The following is a 603-nucleotide window of genomic DNA, read 5'->3' on the forward strand; positions in this document are numbered from 1 at the left end:
TAAAATGCGCCGTCTCCTTCATTAATTTTGTACGGGMAGCCTAAACGTTTTAATACATTTTCAAGTGCTTGCTCGGCCTGATCCCATAATGTGAGTTCACCCATATAATCATCTGGACGTGTCGATAGTTCAATGTCATATTCAAAGCCAAATACCTGATATACGTGGTCGATGATTTTTAATGCAAGTGTAATTTCATCTTCAATTTGTGCAGGTGTCACAAAAATATGAGCATCATCTTGGCAGAACGTACGTACACGTAACAAGCCATTTAACGCCCCACTAAATTCATGTCGGTGTACTTGACCAAACTCAGCCATACGAATCGGTAGGTCACGATACGAATGTAAATCGTTTTTATAAATAAGCATATGTCCTGGGCAGTTCATCGGCTTTAACGCAAACTTTTGCTCATCTACTTGTGTGAAGTACATGTTTTCTTTGTAGTGCTGCCAATGCCCCGATTGCTCCCACAAACGCTGATTCATCATCAGTGGTGTACGTACTTCCTTGTAGTCATACGCTGTTTGTAACTGTCGTAAAAAGCTTTCCAGTTCATTACGAATGATTTGCCCATTGGCTAAATAAAACGGCATGCCTGGT

General features: G+C 40.7%; 1 protein-coding gene. It reads right to left on the reverse strand.

Annotation, left to right across the window (positions count from 1 at the left end):
- Positions 1 to 603 (reverse strand): aminoacyl--tRNA ligase-related protein (locus QI30_RS05170; protein WP_304999924.1); only part of this gene is annotated, 603 nt, incomplete at both ends.

Source organism: Candidatus Kurthia intestinigallinarum (assembly GCF_003991225.1).
Classification (GTDB): domain Bacteria; phylum Bacillota; class Bacilli; order Bacillales_A; family Planococcaceae; genus Kurthia; species Kurthia populi.